This is a genomic window from Sulfolobus tengchongensis (assembly GCF_036967215.1).
Classification (GTDB): domain Archaea; phylum Thermoproteota; class Thermoprotei_A; order Sulfolobales; family Sulfolobaceae; genus Saccharolobus; species Saccharolobus tengchongensis_A.
Genome location: NZ_CP146016.1, coordinates 1,667,782 through 1,684,891 on the forward strand (window position 1 = coordinate 1,667,782; position 17,110 = coordinate 1,684,891).

At 33.6% G+C, this 17,110-nt stretch carries 9 protein-coding genes; 3 read left to right on the top strand and 6 right to left on the bottom strand.

Going from position 1 to position 17,110, the window contains the following annotated elements; genetic code table 11:
• Positions 1 to 719: 719 nt before the first annotated feature.
• Positions 720 to 2,237 carry a hypothetical protein gene (locus V6M85_RS08005; RefSeq protein WP_338598603.1) on the top strand — a complete coding sequence of 506 codons (1,518 nt, stop codon included), beginning with the start codon at positions 720 to 722 and terminating at the stop codon, positions 2,235 to 2,237.
• A 169-nt stretch (positions 2,238 to 2,406) separates the two neighbouring features.
• Here V6M85_RS08005 and V6M85_RS08010 read toward each other — a convergent pair whose 3' ends face one another.
• Genes V6M85_RS08010 through V6M85_RS08020 form a run of 3 tightly spaced genes read right to left on the bottom strand, consistent with a single transcriptional unit; the run spans position 2,407 to position 5,374 of the window.
• Positions 2,407 to 3,342 (bottom strand): dipeptidase, encoded by a 936-nt coding sequence (locus tag V6M85_RS08010; protein ID WP_338598605.1) that lies wholly within the window; start codon positions 3,340 to 3,342, stop codon positions 2,407 to 2,409.
• Positions 3,287 to 4,483: an MFS transporter gene (locus V6M85_RS08015; RefSeq protein WP_338598607.1), complete on the bottom strand. Its 1,197-nt coding sequence runs from the start codon at positions 4,481 to 4,483 to the stop codon at positions 3,287 to 3,289. Before V6M85_RS08015 ends, V6M85_RS08010 begins: the two co-directional genes overlap by 56 nt.
• Positions 4,484 to 4,525: 42 nt before the next feature.
• Complete coding sequence (locus V6M85_RS08020; protein WP_338598609.1) at positions 4,526 to 5,374, bottom strand: KaiC domain-containing protein; 849 nt, start codon at positions 5,372 to 5,374, stop codon at positions 4,526 to 4,528.
• 566 nt (positions 5,375 to 5,940) lie between these two features.
• Between V6M85_RS08020 and V6M85_RS08025 the strand changes: the two genes are divergently transcribed.
• Positions 5,941 to 10,260: a hypothetical protein gene (locus tag V6M85_RS08025; protein WP_338598611.1), complete on the top strand. Its 4,320-nt coding sequence runs from the start codon at positions 5,941 to 5,943 to the stop codon at positions 10,258 to 10,260.
• Between the two features lie 290 nt (positions 10,261 to 10,550).
• Here V6M85_RS08025 and V6M85_RS08030 read toward each other — a convergent pair whose 3' ends face one another.
• Both V6M85_RS08030 and V6M85_RS08035 read right to left on the bottom strand, forming a co-directional pair.
• Positions 10,551 to 11,960, bottom strand: coding sequence for an aldehyde dehydrogenase family protein (locus V6M85_RS08030; RefSeq protein WP_338604682.1), 1,410 nt, complete (start codon positions 11,958 to 11,960; stop codon positions 10,551 to 10,553).
• A 421-nt stretch (positions 11,961 to 12,381) separates the two neighbouring features.
• Entirely contained in the window at positions 12,382 to 12,867 is a 486-nt protein-coding gene (locus tag V6M85_RS08035) for a hypothetical protein (RefSeq protein ID WP_338598613.1), read from the bottom strand.
• Between the two features lie 359 nt (positions 12,868 to 13,226).
• Here V6M85_RS08035 and V6M85_RS08040 point away from each other — a divergent pair, with 359 nt between their 5' ends.
• Complete coding sequence (locus V6M85_RS08040; RefSeq protein ID WP_338598614.1) at positions 13,227 to 15,218, top strand: DEAD/DEAH box helicase; 1,992 nt, start codon at positions 13,227 to 13,229, stop codon at positions 15,216 to 15,218.
• A 504-nt stretch (positions 15,219 to 15,722) separates the two neighbouring features.
• On the opposite strand, the gene V6M85_RS08045 is transcribed toward V6M85_RS08040, so the two are convergent.
• Positions 15,723 to 16,562 carry a DMT family transporter gene (locus tag V6M85_RS08045; protein ID WP_338598616.1) on the bottom strand — a complete coding sequence of 280 codons (840 nt, stop codon included), beginning with the start codon at positions 16,560 to 16,562 and terminating at the stop codon, positions 15,723 to 15,725.
• Positions 16,563 to 17,110: the final 548 nt, after the last annotated feature.

Here is a 17,110-nt window from a genome sequence, read left to right on the forward strand (position 1 = left end):
ATAAGAAAACTCAAATATAAAAGATTTTGGTTGTGGGAGTTAGATTAATTTTTAACTGTTTCGAATGTAAAACTGTTATAGTTCATGACGATTTAGTAGCAGAATACATAAGGGATAAAAATGTAACCATCAATTAATAGATAATATTTTTTCAATTTAATAATCTATGTTGGAGGTTCTCGATACTTGATTACAGCGCTTTTCATAGTGAGAGAAATATACAGCTACTTAACGAGAGAAAGTTTAATGGAAATTAATCGGTCTCGGTTCCAATCAAAAATATTATATTAGAGAAAATCACGCTACAACTAGTTAAAACCTGAAACAGTGTGAATCTGCTACAATACTATAAATCATTAATGATAGTGAGTTAAGAGGATAGCAAGGATCACTTCGTTATAAGTTTTATTATAGTCTTTATTCAGGTGAAACTTGACTTCCTCCCCACTATTAAGTGGCGAGGTTCCCGTCATCAGTATTGTAATGTGATTTTTATCATTGACCTTATTAACGTGGAAGTTTAAACATACTCATGCTGTCGCCACTACTAAGAAACTTAGCATACCATAATATAATAGTATAAATCTCGATGATTATAGTTTAATTTAAGATGCTAATCGCTAATGAAAGTATTAATGTTTGATAATAAAAGAAAAGAGAAACAAAAAACAAGTGATATTTGGATTAATTTTATAAGGTAGCCTAGGAGAGATACCTTGATGAGTCCTAGAATTTTCCTTCTCTTCTTAATTATCATATCCTCAGTAACATTAGTTGCCATGAGCGATAGTAATAGCAATTCCTTGCTTGTGATGTATCAACAGTACTCTTCAACCCTTCAGATAACCCCTTCACATATCACGTATAAATATTCCTATACTACATATAATACTACACTCTCAAGATCCAACAACGAAAGGACAGTAACGTATAATAGCTATAGCTTTGATGTAAATGTCGGAAACACAGCGAACTATACTGGTCAAATAAAGGTAACAGTTTCGCCATTTACCATAAGCATAAACTCTCAAATACCCCAATTAGCTAGGGTAATACTAATTGAACCAAACTTAATGGAGGAATTGGTATGGTCTGGATTCACAAATGGTAGCACCACAGTAACGGGTATAGCGTATTTTAATTCCACTGTACAGCTAATTTTACAGTTCTTGAACGGAACTAATTTTGCAAATGTTACCTTTAATATATCTCATAGTCAACAAGCTTACGAAAAAAGTGTCTCATTGTTATTGCATAAGGTAACTCTTACGATGACTGGTGAGACTCAGCTAACTATAACACTGCAAAGTACATACCCCGAAAGATACAGTGGGATGGAATTTAGTTATGAGGGAATTGAGACTGAGGCCCCATATAATACTTCCATAGCTTATTATAATGGAACCTATGTTCCAGCAATGATATGGGAAGGAGAGGCTAGCGGATTATTCAGCACAGAGGTAACGCAGGCAAGGGGTAATGTAGGGTTTACCAATATTGAATTCTTTGGAGCAAATGGCAGTATAATAGGAGATTTAGATAGTTCGTTTTCGTCAATTTACCTTAGCCATCAAGGATTATTAATAAATATAACCTATAATAGTATAACATCGCACCTAAAGGTCATAATCAATCCAAACGCACAATACATAAAGGCAAAGCCGGAAACAGTTAGTGTAATTCCAGTAAACGGTAATCCAGCTGTTGTAGTAATAACAAACCAAGGAGTAGAAAGCACAGCAAACGTTAATTTATATCATCAAGTTGTAGTTTTGAAACCAGCAACATTAGTATTCTTGAACGTTACTAACGCTAGCGGGTACGTTATGATCATGCCTAACGGATCCTACGAATACGTGAATCAAGTTACTCCTAGCTCCGTAAAAGTAACTAACGTTAGTATAGGGGGTAAGAGTTATATCTCACAAGTAGTTAACGTGAGTGCTTCAGGATACATAGTTTTCAATGTAAGTTTAGCGAGGAATGAAAGTGTGACAGTCTTTAAGGAAGCTAGTAATGGAATGGAGCAACTAAATCCGAATAATTACTTCGTATATAATGGTAAGGTTGTGGTATTTGACGATCCAGCAACTACATACTATATAGTATATGGTTATGCTCCTCAGATGCAAGCCTCGAATCTGTTATCCACTCCTATTCTAATATATACGCTAATAGGTATAATAGTAGTTGTGATAATAGCAGTTGCAATTCTATTAATGCTTAGAAGAAAGTGAATGTTTTTTATTTATCATGCCATTAATCAAAGTGTATCTTCTAGTAATTTAATATCCCCAGTTATTTAAAAACCATTTCTTATTTTTCCCTCTCATAAAGATTTATTTTAGACAGCTTAAGACATCTCTCCTTATAAAAATGCGCTAACTGACGCTTAAATGTTATAATTTAGGGAGTCAGATTCTCCTTAATTACTCTGTATGCATTCTTCCATAGGACTTCTTCTTCATGTCCTTCTATCACCTTAGCCAACTCTTTAATCTTTAGCACGTTCTCAAATCCCTTAGGTGTTTCTTCTATACCTAAAAAATCTGTCCCTAATGCTACGTACTCCCATCCGAAAGACTCTCCTATGTACTTTATATTTTCGATTACTCCATTTATCGTTGGCTCCTTTAGTGTTGATACTATTGCTGTAACTCCGATAACTCCTTTAGTTTTGACAACTGCCTCGATCTCCTCATCATCTAAATTTCTCCTATGAATCTTAAGCTTACTAACATTTGCGTGAGATACTATTACCGGCTTCTTAGAAATTGACGTAACATCTAGGACAGTTCTCTTACCTGCGTGGGCTAAGTCAATTATAATCCCCAATTTGTTACTTAACTTAACTAATTCTTCCCCTTCTGAGGTTAACCCATAATCTTTTTTTGACATACATGAAGAGGCGAATTTATTATCATAGTTCCACGTTAACCCAAGGTTGTATACATGCAACTCCTTTAAAATATATAGGTCGTTATAGTCCCTTAATACATCAGCGCCTTCTAGAGATAACAATAGTTTAACGCCTTGAATGTTAACGTCATCTATGCTCTTAACAACCCTAGCTAAATTTTTCCTATCAAGGTAATAATAGAACTTAACCTGGTCTAAGAATAATTCTAAAGAGAAGTTAGTCGACCTTGTAGGTGTTCCGTAAAGAGCTGTTAGCTCATCACTCCTCTCATCCCAGGTATTCACATGGGGGAAAATTGAGGCAAATACCAAAGAATCATATTCTTTAAGCATTTTTATACTAGATTGTATATTACCATTAATTACGTCAATTCCTTGTTGATTTGAATACGCTAGATCCTCGTGTAGGTCTATTAATTTCATTTTTACCTCCGAAGAATCTATAATACAAATAAATATTTAAAAACATAACGACACCAGAAATGAAAAACGGTAAGTCAATCTCTGACTCTGAGAAGAGATAGCCAGTAATGCTTGTAGATGCAGAAGATGAAGCTAATCTAGTAACTTGATTAATTCCCATAGCTCTCCCTACTTCGTCTTCACTTACCATTTGCGTCATAGCTCTTTGTTGTATTGGCAAAGATAAAATTCTCATTGCAGGGAGAATTAGATATATCCCTAGAGAAACAGAAAAGATTCTTATGATAGGCATTATTACGGATAGTACACCGGCAATGCCTCTAGTAACAGCAATGCTCATTAGGAAACCCATTTTCTTATCTATATAAGGTGCTAAAAGAATTAAGACGGAAGCTATTAAGCTACTATAGAAAGTATAGATGGACATCTCAGACTTAGGAACATGATAGACCAGTATGAAAAACGGTATTAGGAATGGGGTTATTAAACCCACAGAGAAGCCATTTAACACTCCAGTGATTGAAAACTTGCCAATGACAACTTTACTCTTTAGGGAAGCAGAATGAGCCCTTATATTCTTACTTTTAACTGGAATTAAAGCTATAACAGAGATGAAAGCTAAAAGCATGGCTATCATGAATCCTTCATCTACCTTAAAGAATCCAGCAATATAAGCCCCAACTGAAGCAGCGATCCCAGATAGGAAAGTGAATAGAGAGAAGTAAAATGTCCTGTTCGTCTCATCTGTTAATTCAGTAAGTAACGCATTTTGTATCGGAGCCACAATACCTCCAATACCACCTCCTGCTACTGCTCCAGTGGCTGAGTAGCCACCTAAAGCGGATGCTATAAATAAGGATATTAGAGAGTGATTTAAAACAATTAGCATTGCGCTAAGTGGCAATAGGAATGATGCTAAAATTAGAGAGTACTTTCTACCATAGAGATCTGCAATATATCCTACTATTAAGCCTAGTACAGCGGTTGAGAGGGTGCCAACAGTGTATGCGAAACCTAAAATTAAGGAAGAATACTTTAACTCTAAGAGAACTAGATAAGGTAAAATTACGAATATTATACCAGCTGATAAGCTTCTAAAAATCCTTGCAATAATCAAGGAAAAAATGCTTATCCTATCCATGCATTATAAGATACATTTGTTAGTTAAATAACTAATGTATCTTCACTCTTCCTCTTCTTCCTCCTTAATAGTGACCTCAACTCTCTTTTCAGCTTCTTCGACTGCTTTCTTCATCTCCTCTATTTCTTTCTGTGGCAATGGCTCCACGGACGCTTTAAAATTGGTAATTTTTAAATACTTATCCCATTGCACTATAATGCCATTGTCAGTTATATCCATTGGGTGTCTAACCATAGATATCTTAGTATCTCTCATTTTCCATACAATTATTGACCTATACATTATACCCTCAATTTCATCTAGATCTAACCTTATTATACCATCAACTGCATGCTCAACACCAGGCCCACCAAATCCCCTTTCTCCGACTGATACTTGACTTACGAAAATTGCAGTACAGCCTAATCCGGATATAACCCTCTTTAACATCATTACTATGCTTCTAGCCATCGCCGGTTTAGTTAAATATAAGGTACTTACGGAGTCTATAACTACCCTAGTTGCATTTAGGTCCTTTATAGCACTTCTCAAAATATCCGACAGTTCCTTAGCGTCATCAACATTCTTAACCACGTACTTCTCTCTTTGCGCAGTGCTTCCGTAGCCTCCAGTAAATGCGTCGATTATAGCGAACTTTCCTTCTTTTTCATATTTTTTAACGTCCCATCCGAAGTGTTCAAAACTTCTTAATACTGATACTGGGTGTTCCTCTAAGGCTACAAATACTCCGCTCTCACCATTAGTCAGACCATTATAGAGGAATTGTTTTCCCAATATGGATTTTCCAGTACCTGGTCCTCCAGATACAAGAACTATATGCCTATCCGGAATCCCTCCATAGAGTATCTCATCCAATCCTGGGATATAGGTTCTTATTCTTCTACTAGCCATATGTTATTTAATAGAATTTCCATGTTATAAAACTAGCGCGTTCTTAATTATTAATTAAATTAACTCGTTCTCATAACCCTACTGAGTACTTCAAAAAGTTCATTAGAAATAAGTTATAAAAACTGTGCAGACAAAATAATGGAATAAAATTTATTATGATACAAAAATTGTGGAAGACATAAGGTGATTAAGTAATACATGAACAAAGCAATACATAGGATAGAATTCCATAAATAATATTTGGTGACGTATTTTTAATGTTAACAATTTAGGACTTACTTATATTAAGTAAAGAACTTGGCATTTACTTCGTTTTCCTAGGAATATGAGTTATTTGAGGTGAAATATGTGAGTTTTTCGTATGAGGATTAACGTAAATAAACCCATAGACAATATTTATAAGGAATAATGGATAACTTTTCTCTTTCTATTTTATATTCTCTCATTTTAAAAATTATTTTGAGATATTAGCCATTTTTATCTGAGGTAATTAAAGGTGTTTAAGAAAATTAAGCTTCATAAGAACGTGAAAACACATATAATGTCATTTCTCGAAAGTTATCTTAATGGAAAGTGAGAATTACAGCAATTCTAATGAGTTTAGTTTAGATTCTTCTTATGGTAATTTGAAAAGGAAAATTGATGAAATAATAAAAAATCATAAGATTATTTTCTTCATTCCCTCAGGTTCGAATAGGTATAAGCTAATTAGCGATCTCAAAAAATCATATTCCAATTTATACGTAATTGGTTATAAGCAACACGAGGGAGTAGACTACGTACTGGAAAAAGTAGATAGTAATATCGTAGATCATATAGGAAGGAAGCTATCAGAAAATATGATCATTATAGCCATACCTCGTGATACAACTACAGCGTTTCATCTCGCGAGGTATTTCTCAAGTTCGAGTTTAGGCAATCAAACAATAGTTTATTACTTACCAGCTCTTCATGAGGATATAATCGGAAAAAAGAATATAGATGAATGGTTACTTATTAATCATGAGCATCTCAAAAATTCTTTAAATGAAATAAATATTGGACCTCGATTAAAAGGTTTAAATATTAAACTTTATCAGAATCCGAATTCAAATGATAAAGAAGCTGTTGAAAAGATTAGAAAGCTAGGTAAAGAGTTTATGGGGATCAAAAAGTTACTTGCAGAAATTAGCAGTGATACTGCAATTCCTATTTGGACTATTGTAGTGCTGTCATCCTTTATAAAGAGTATATTCTTGATCGACGTATTAGCTATCTTATTGGAAAGCCTAAATGATAGATTATTACCAAAATTTATAGAACGTTTACGTAAAAAAATTAAAAAGCAAGAAAATGTTTTTCTCAATTATCTGGCTGAAAATAAGGAACTCAAGAAGAATTTCGTAGAAGATTTAGCTCAATTTATAATAACAGTTAAGGAGGCAAAAGATTACGTCAATGATGATCGCTACGAAGCATTAGTTGATGAGATAGCCTCCAGTTGGGGATTGACAATAGATGAGTTCAAGATATTCATAAATAACATTTCAAAATTGATAGAATCAAATATAGTTACAGAAGCAGATGTGAAAAAACTCAATGAACAAATAGATAATAGAATTTCTGAGAAAATAAAAAAACTGAAAGTGATGCTAAATGCAATAGGGTTTTATGACAGTCCCGATAGTTGGTTTATATATTCTAAGAATGGCAAGTGGGTAATAAAGTGGGATAATACTGAACTAGTAACTGAAGGAATTTTTAATGAAATGGCTAACAAGATACTTAGTAAAATTGAGAGAGATGGTAGCAATTTAATCGTAATAAAGGGATCTATGGGCAGTGGGAAGTCTAGATTAGCGGAATATGTGATGGCAAATCTCCTCAAAAAAGGATGGTCTATTTATTACCCTTCTAGTATAAATGAAATTATAAATAGAAATATCAAAAATACTTTAATAAGAATGGGAGAAGAGAAATATCCAATAGCAATCTTGTTTGACGTTTTTCCGCCAGAACTCTATGGAGATAATAGAGGAGAGGTTGCAAGACTAGGGAGTGTAAATAATCTATATGAATCCATAACTGAAAATGTAAATTTATTAGTAGATCTGTCAACGAAGTTTGAAATCCCAGTTCTTATAGTAATGCCCTCTAATATTTATGATGTATTACAAAGTAAATTAAGCTCAGAAAAGAAAAGGTACCTTAAGGAAAATATAATCGATTTTGATGAGGAATTCAATAAAAGTGTTAATTCAACTTTAGAATTTATTAAAGGTATTATTGAAACCTATAGCCACTGTAAAGACTCTACAAAAAATGAAATATTAGGTAAATTAATATTAAAAGAGTTCAAAGGCAATTACGCATTAATAAGTAAGTACGTCGGATTAGTCATTAATGAAACAAATTGTAAAATCGATAATGTTGAGCAAATAATAGGTAAGGCTAAAGGAGACGTAAATTCACTTATTGCTTTAATTATTTGGGAAGTTTATTTTAGATCAGATAAGAGGATAGCAAGTTATCTAGCCGTTCCTTTAATAATTAGGGGAAAATTTGGGGCTATACCAATGAAATTCTTCGAAGAACCTGTAACTATTAAGAATATTGACAATGAAGTTAGGCTTGAGTACATAGATTATTACACCACAATCGGTGGTAATGCTCAGCAAGCAAAATACTTCATTAGGTGGCTATCCATGAGAAAAGAGGACCTTGTTGAGAATATATTACGAGACTTAATAGTTAACAACGCTAGTAGCGTAAATGAAGAGGTTAAAGAGGTAGTTGAACCCCTTATAGACGCCTTAAATGACGCGAAGAATAAAATGGGTAAAATAAGTGTGGATAGGGAGGAAGCAATAACGCAGATAACCCTTAAAAGTTTCATTCACTACCTAAACGAAATTGAGATGGATGAACAAGCTAAGAGGAGATTCCTATATATTTTAGGCTCAGCGATAAGTGATTATCCCGTCGAAGCCATTCAAAAATTCAAAGAGACGTATAGTAATGTCTTTCCCATTACCGATAAGCATAAAATGGATAAATTACTCTTAGTAGAGTCATCAGATGGCTACTATGTTCCTCAAATATTCTATGAATTATTCAGTAACTTTGTTTTAAGTGAAGGTAGGAAAGATTTAGAAAAATCTATAGAAAGTAATAACACTACTTTAGAAACTATATCATTGACAAATATAGTTAATAAAGTGGGAAGCGATTTTCTCTGTTCCGAAATAAATAGAGTAACCAATAGAATACAAGAAAGTAAGGTCGGATTGCCACTAATTCCCTATCTTGCTGGCTTATCCCTATTGGGAATGACAGCACAAAGTGGATGTATAAATGACGCTTTGTACCTATCGAACATTGCAATCCCGCAGATGTTAGTTGGCGGATACAAATTAATATGGTATTTAATTATTTTAGCAAATCAAGTTTCAAGAGTATTAAGAAGAAAAGATAAAAATCTTCTAATAGATAATGTTTCACCTGTTCTTTATTCATTAACTCTACGATATAGTTTAGAACCAAGACATACGGACTTATGTAAACAATTAGTATGGCTTCTAAATGGAATTAGTTATGGCGTCACCTTTCAATGGTCAATTGCATGGCTCATTAAGACTTATAATCTATTGTCCACTCTATGTAGCGTCCCCAAAGAAGTCGCACAAAATATACTACTAAAAAAAGGCAAAATAACAGACCCTGGATTAATGTCTATACTGAATATAGATTCGCTTGAATCTGAGATAATAACATCGATTAATTCTGGAAAATTAGACGAAGCGGAGAGTAAAATAAGGGATCTCGAAAATCAATTAAAAGGGGTATCTATTACAAATGAAGTGAGGGAATACCTAAGATGGCATGACCTTGATGTAACTTATGAAGAATTTATCAATGATTTAATTAACAACACATCAGCGTTTATTAACGGTTACCGCGGTAGAATTTATTTTTTAAAAGGCTTAGCCAGTGATGATCCATCTTATCTGAGACAAGCAATTAATTTTTATCAAAATGCGTCACGTAATCCAAAAGAAATTGGAAATTATCTATCTTATAAACCATTTGAAATTATGTTAAAGATGCTAATTACTGATTCAATTACTCAATTAGATACGTCTGAACTCCAAATTACTACAGACGTACAGACTCTATGGAATAATATCGTAAACAATTTTATTAATGTGTTAATCATGAGCTTAACCATACCTTCAACAGCCCTAGCATATTATATTATATTGCTTGCACTGACTGGAAAGGAATACCAAGATTTAATGGCAAATTACGGTTCGCTATTAAATTTTGCAAGTGAGTCTAAGGTTCTAACTCAACTTATGCTCACGATATTAGGCGATAAAAATCAAATAACTCCCTCGAAAAATGAAGTATTAAAAGTCTTTAAACCCGATATGAACCCAGTTTATCTTCCAGCACTGGAATACACTACAATGCTTAACACTAACAATTTTGATAGCTTTATAGACGAATGTATGAAACTTGACGCAATTCACAAACTTATTTGCCAAGAAATCATACTTTCAATTAAACAAAAGAAAAAACCACCAATTCCATTAAATTTCAAAAGACCGTTAGAGATTCAACATAATGAAGTCCAATCTATTTTAAATAGCCTAAGTAATGAGCAGATTGTGGAGATCCTAGCACCCAAATCGTTATTGTCAAGACTTCCCTTTATCTTACTCTCCATAATCGAGAATAATTGTAAATTAGCTAAGGCTCATATACTCCATGAGGTTCTAAATACTTCATATAAATACTATGAGAGAATCCTAAAAGATCTATATGTAAGTCTTGGAGATGAGTGTACAATAAATGACAATGCCAAACTACTACTAGCCAAATTATTTTACCTCTCATTACTTTAACCAAATCTCTAGTATATTTTCTTTTCTCCGAGGACATAATTATCATTGATATTGCGTATCTTAACCTTAATATGAATAAAGAAATTAATATATAATTATAAGTAAAAAACTAATATAAAATAATTTTCTTAATAACTCTAATATTGAAATATCATCTGAAATATATCTAATAATTTTCTTAATTGAGTTGTTAATAAAAATATATAAATTGTAATCATGAACTGCACTTCAACCAGAATTATTTTTGGCTTACAGAATGGAGACTTAAGCCACCATGAGCTATATAAAAATCATAAAAGCGTTATTGCTATCAACTTGTTCTCAGTCATCTCAAGCATTGTATCTCTAACACCTTCTCTTCCAATACCAGTCTTCTTGAAACCTCCAAATGGCAATGAATCCCATCTTAATCTAGTACTATCGTTTATAATAACTGCACCAAACTTCAATTCTCTACTTATCTTTAGAGCCCTATTCACGTCGTTGGAAAAGATGGCAGATTGTAACCCATAATCCGTTGAATTAGCTATTTGAATAGCTTCTTCATCACTTCTTACACTAACAATAGGTGCTACTGGTCCAAACACTTCGCTCTTTAATACTAACATATCCAATGATGGGTTTTCCACGACTGTTAATGGGAAGAAGTAACCACTCTCTGGTCCTTTATTTAACACTTCCACTTTCCCACCCTTTGACTTAGCATCTTCAATCACACTGCTCAAGTTCTCAAAACTCTCCTTATTAATAACGGGACCGACGTCAGTAGTCTCGTCTAATGGATCACCTACTTTTAACGCCTTAACTCTCTCATTAAAGGCCTTAGTGAACTTATCAGCTATCTCTTCCCTAACTATAATTCTCTTGCCAGCGTTACAATTCTGTCCAGCATACTCAAATCTAGCCCTAACAGCTATTGATACTGCCCTTTCTATATTGGCATCCTCTAAAACAATTATGGGATCTGAACCACCTAATTCCATGATTATCCTTTTACCTAGTGAAACTGCCTTTGACGCTATTCTTAATCCAGTTTGAGTAGAACCAGTCAAAGTGATTAAACCTATTAATGGATGTGTAACCACCTCATCTCCTATCTCGCTACTATAACCAGTAACTACTCTAACTACACTGTCAGGTAATCCGGCTTCAATAAGGATCTTTCTCATCTCGATAGCTGCTAGAGGAGTATTTAGACTCGGTTTGACCACTACTGAATTACCTACGGCCAACGCAGGAGCAACCTTATGTGCAAATGAATTTATAGGGAAATTAAAAGGCAGTATAGCACTTACAACACCTATAGGTTCCCTAGTACTAATAACTATTCTATTCTCATTTCCGGGAGGATATTCATATGCATCTACTCTATAATTCTTACCTTCTAACACAATGGACGCTTCTTCTGCAGCTTGTCTAAACAATCTAGAAGCTCTCATAACCTCAACTCTAGAATCTCTGATTGGTTTTCCCGCTTCCATAGCAAGTAGTTTAGCTAGCCTTTCTTGCTCTCTTTCTAAGATTTCTGAAACTTTTCTTAGAATTGCAGTTCTCTTATATAGGGGCATCTTTGAAATTATCTCAAATCCTTTATAAGCTTCCTCTATTTCCCCTCTGACCTCATCTTTGCTCATTCTTTTAACTGTGCCAATTACCTTTAAATTGGAAGGCGAACGGACTTCTATAACCTCGGACATTATATAACTCTATACCTGGAAGTTTTTAAATAATTATGGAAAACTTAAAATCAAAATTTTTTATAATGTGAATCAAAATTGTGGTTATGAGCTTAAGAGAAAGGATCTGCAACCACATCAACGTAATTGCTGTTTCCTTTTCCATTATTCAATTGCCTTCATATTTGTGAATTACGTGATTACATTCTGCTTATATAAATTTCTAACATTGGTATAACGATAAAATTTCAGTAAATTTACAAATCTAACACAAATTTCACGGATTCTTTGTAAGAAATAAATCTATAAAAATTGTACACCTTGTAGGGAGTTTTACAAAATTTACCTTACTTTTTATATTCTCTACATAGTAACAACATATCAAGATGCAATAGTTTACAAATAACCCTAAAGAATAAACTTATATTCAAAATATTTTTAATTATCATACAGTATTTTGTACTATTATTCTCTTTACCATTCTGCATTTCTGTGATAATTTTATTTTATTGACATTCGGTGATACTATAAGCTCATCAACGCCACTTATTTCTTGTATATACTTATCAATATCTTCATTAGTAAGTCCTACTAAATTTAGTCTCTTTATATTTCTAAACACAATAGGTTTACCAGCTTCCATTAACTCTTCCCTATTAATTGATAACTCATCTATATCAGAAATTACAAGGATGTTTCCTATTCCTTCCTTAAAACCCTCAATAAACGTCTTTCCGCTCTCAATTACCCCAGATGCAGTTCGCTTAGCTGTTTCAGTAACGTCTAAAAATGTCCTAAACGCTTGATTTGCAACTTCCCCAACAGTCTTACCGGACGTTCTAGCTATTTCTGTTAGCTTTCTATATATTTTCTCATCTACTCCCCTTATTGTAACTGTTTTCTTCTTGTTTTCATTGTTTTCTTGACTCATATGTTAATCTTGTAAAACATAATTATAAATCTTTTTCGGCTTAATCGTCGTAGAGAAATCTATTTTTAATTCTAAGAGTTCTATATGATTTCATAAATCTTTCTTACAATAAGTGATAGAAATCTGATTATGCTCTAAATTAGGGGATTGATAATGAAAAACAAGTTACAGTTCTATGATGCAATAATGTATTAATGTGTTGAAATAAAATCGGCAGAGTTATTCATGCGTTTTAAAGCAATGTATAGTTATGAAGAGCATTTCAATTTCAACGAACAAATTTCATCTTGATTTTAAAAACCGTTCTCAATAAGATCAGACACAAACTTTTTCACTTCGGCACCTATTATCTCTATACCGTGACAATTAGCGACTTCAGTAAGCTTATTAAGGAAAAACTTGGAGTTGAAATTTACGCATACCAAAAGTACATTAGTGAAGAACTGGAAAAAATGATGAATGAAAAACGATTTATAATAGTATCAATGCCCACAGGTAGTGGAAAAACGCTAGTTGAACTATACGTTGCTTATTATCTTTCAAATAAAGTGGATAGGATAATAATTATAGAACCTACGAGATTACTTTGTGATCAAATGTATCATAGATTCTGGAAGCGAGTTTTCGGCAATGATGCGGGAATGGAATATGAGGGAAATTGCGAATCCTTCGAGCAAGGTAAGAAAATAATAGTTTCAACCCCATTTACAGCTGCTAAATGTTTGGACTATGCAGATTCTATAATAATTGATGAAGTTCATCATGCCTTTGGAGATGCAAGATATCAAGATTTTATAGTTAATTTAGAACCTAAATACCTTATAGGATTTACAGCCTTATTACCATCTTATAAAAAGTACTTAGTAGACTTACGGCTAGTCAAGGTTTTAGGGGAGCCTGAATATTTAGCCTATGATTTCAAAGCGTTATCGCAAATAGATCCTACTTTTAAACTTCCAAAAGCAATAGCAGATATCTTTGACTCTGAATTCAATAGCCTAGAAGACTCCGTATATGAAGCCTTCTTTAAAGGAAATATAAAGGGAAATAAGGAGACTGTTAAATTCCTAGAGTTAACACTTTACACCTACGGTAAGGAAGCTTTTTGCGAAAGTTATAGACGATTAATGGGAAAGGTGGAGGAAAGTCCCTATATAGATTCACTTTGTGATTCTAAGGAGTTAAGCCATAAGGCTAGAGCCTTGAGGAGCGTTTTAAACGTATACAAAGTTGAGGAGTTTAAGCCAGTCTTAATATTCACATCTAGGAAGTCTACTGCATTTGAGTTCGAAAAAGCCATTTCTGATTTGGGGAAAGTGAAAGTACTAACTGGAGACTCTTCAAGGTATGAAAGATTAAAAGTAGTTCAAAGTTTAAGGAAAGGCGAAATTGATATTCTGATCTCAACATTAGTTGGAGAGGAAGGGATTGACATTCCAGAAGCAAAACTATTGATAATGACTGATGTACCTCAAAGTCCTTTAAGGTTTTATCAGAGATTGGGAAGGTTAATCAGAGGTAAAGAGAATAATAATGAGGACTCGTCATCCTCTCCTACTCCTATAAAGTATCTAGTTGTTACACTAACTCCTAAGACCGCGGAATATGACAATTTAGATGAGGCTCTGAGGAATTTATATCTTGAAGGAGTTGATGTAAGCTATATCGTGGAGAAGAGAGAAGATAAAGGTCCAGTTGCTAGAATAGTTGAGATTATAAATAAAAGTGGTGGACAGATTTTAATTAATCAGATCGATGATACTAAAAAGAAAATTAACCCGTCTCTGCTTTCATTACTGAATGAAAATGAAAGTAAATCACATCTTGACGAATATGTGGATAGGACTCTAAGAGATGGAAAGGCCATGTACTATTACGATTATACCATGTTGGGTAAAGTAATTGCCCAGATACTAATGGGAAGCTATTGTAATATAGGTTATGGAGAGGAGTACATGAAATTATGTAATGATGAATTCAAAAAGGTTGGGGAAATGCTACTAAAGAGAAAAGGGAATATAAAGTTAGATAAGAAAACTTCGCTAAGACCTTTCATGAAGCTGTTCTTATCTTCAAATTTAAATGAGGTCATAGAGTCGTTAAATAAGAAAAAGGAGGAGTTTGAAAAAGAATTAGAGGGTAAGGAGTACAGAGTAAGCATAAAGTTAAGTAAGCTGAGTAAAGGAATGACTTCTCAGATGGCAATTTCTGCGAGTCTCAACTCTGTTACAGTAAATCCTATTATTCAAATAAATTATTACGATCTAACAGAGGAGAAGTTAATAAGGCTAAACTCGTTAGTGATCGCTTATAGCGGGTTAGTAGAATTTTATAAAAAATTCTCTTTATAAAATAGTTTATGTGCTATCTCTAACTTCACCCTCTCTGTTCCTCTTCTACTGTCTTGACCTAGAGGTGAGTTTGCTTGTTATCCTTAAGACTGTCAATTATTATTTGACAGATCTACGTTCAGCTGTAAAATAAGATTTGACAGATTTCTAAGACTCCCTTCTAATCTTGTGAAAGTGTTTAACCTCTGATTTCCTCATTACCTAAAGGGCCCCCTCATCAATTCGGAGTTGCATCTCTCATATGAGAGGCGGTTAAGAGGATAAGAACTCCCTTCCATACAATTTCTTCACAGCAATATGATCATGATTATCCTCGAAACCACATCTATTGAACGCAAATTTTAAAATAACTTATTTGTCCGAATTTCTCTCTAAATTTTGTAATAATCTAGTACTTTCATATCAAACTTACCTTAAGAAATAGCATACTTATTACCGTTTATAATTATTTCACGACCTTTATTTAACATATCTACTCTTTTCTCCTTCCCCTAAATAGGTCAATCACCTCTTATTAGGTCCTCCCCTACTTGTTATGGTTAGATAAACTCCTATTAATGTTATAATCGATCCAATTATTTGTGGTAATGTAGGTACAACTCCTAAAACTGCAAAACTAAAAAGGTAAGCCATAACTGGCACTAAGAGTGCTCCAGAACTAGCGTAAATACTTCCAATTTCCCTTACTCCGTTAAACCAAAAATAAAACCCTAAGATTTGCGCCGTAATTGCTAATAATAGAAGTAAAGCTAACGTGATCAAACTAAATCTAAAGTAGTAATCGAAGGGTATAAAAGCTGAAACAAAGGGAAGTGAAGTAAGCGTCATAAACGCATTCAGCTTAGCTACGTTTTCTCTAGCCAAGTATCTGGAATAGTATACTGTTCCTCCAGCCCATAATATTCCAGCTGACAAACCGAAAATCAGTCCAATATCAAACGATAAAGTTGCTGAAGATATTACGCCAATAACTCCCAGTACAATACCAATAGTTCCCTTAATGTTAATATTGGAACCCAATATTCTCTCTATTATAAGGACGAAAATTGGTTGTGTATATATCATAACCGCGACTAGACCGGGATTTGGGGATAGAGTGATGCCCACATTTAATAAAATTAGAAAGAACGCAAAATTAAGCAAGCCATTAACGAATTGCCTTACTCCTATGGATAATCCCTTTCCTAGTATTAAGAAGAAAATTGAAGCCACTCCAATTCTAACCACGCTAATAACCATCGGCGATACGGAGTAAGTAATTATCTTAGTTAGGGGAAATGCGAAACCCCAGAATATCGATAATGGAAATATCCACTTTACAAATGATAGAATAACCCTCTGCATGCAGTTAATGTGAAAATGGGCACAGTTAAAAATCTTCCCATACTCTTTTTCATTGTTGACGTTAACAAGCCCTCAAAATGATACCTGCATTTTCTGTCTCTCTTAAACGTTAATAAAAATTCACAATATGGGCTTGCGGAAAGAAAGTCTCTATCATTCATAAGATTTGATATTTCCTATAATAGTCCTACAAGTAGTAAACTCAAAGGAAATATTGCTTACTTCTAGGTTTTTCCTGACTTCCTCCACGCCTTAAAAAGGCGAAGCTTTCTGCCCGCAATTTTTGTAATTAGATTAACAATCATATCAAGTACTTTTAAACTACTCCTTTCCTAGCGCAGATAGTGTAAATTATGTATTATTCTCAATAAAAAGTGCTTTGTGGTGTATTTGTAAATTATCTGGTTTGGAACGCTCTTTTTACTATGAAGAGAATATGAAAGAGTAACGTAGAGCTTGAAAAACCACACAAAGTAATAAAAAAGTCCAATAAATGAAAAACTCAACTCAAATTCAATAGATGAACATCTATTGACGAGGTTTTTTAG

What these genes read in the sequence shown, in the direction of transcription:
- V6M85_RS08005 (WP_338598603.1), top strand. Translation starts at nt 720, where the DNA reads ATGAGTCCTAGAATTTTCCTTCTCTTCTTAATTATCATATCCTCAGTA.
- V6M85_RS08010 (WP_338598605.1), bottom strand. Translation starts at nt 3,342, where the DNA reads ATGAAATTAATAGACCTACACGAGGATCTAGCGTATTCAAATCAACAA.
- V6M85_RS08015 (WP_338598607.1), bottom strand. Translation starts at nt 4,483, where the DNA reads ATGGATAGGATAAGCATTTTTTCCTTGATTATTGCAAGGATTTTTAGA.
- V6M85_RS08020 (WP_338598609.1), bottom strand. Translation starts at nt 5,374, where the DNA reads ATGGCTAGTAGAAGAATAAGAACCTATATCCCAGGATTGGATGAGATA.
- V6M85_RS08025 (WP_338598611.1), top strand. Translation starts at nt 5,941, where the DNA reads ATGGAAAGTGAGAATTACAGCAATTCTAATGAGTTTAGTTTAGATTCT.
- V6M85_RS08035 (WP_338598613.1), bottom strand. Translation starts at nt 12,867, where the DNA reads ATGAGTCAAGAAAACAATGAAAACAAGAAGAAAACAGTTACAATAAGG.
- V6M85_RS08045 (WP_338598616.1), bottom strand. Translation starts at nt 16,562, where the DNA reads ATGCAGAGGGTTATTCTATCATTTGTAAAGTGGATATTTCCATTATCG.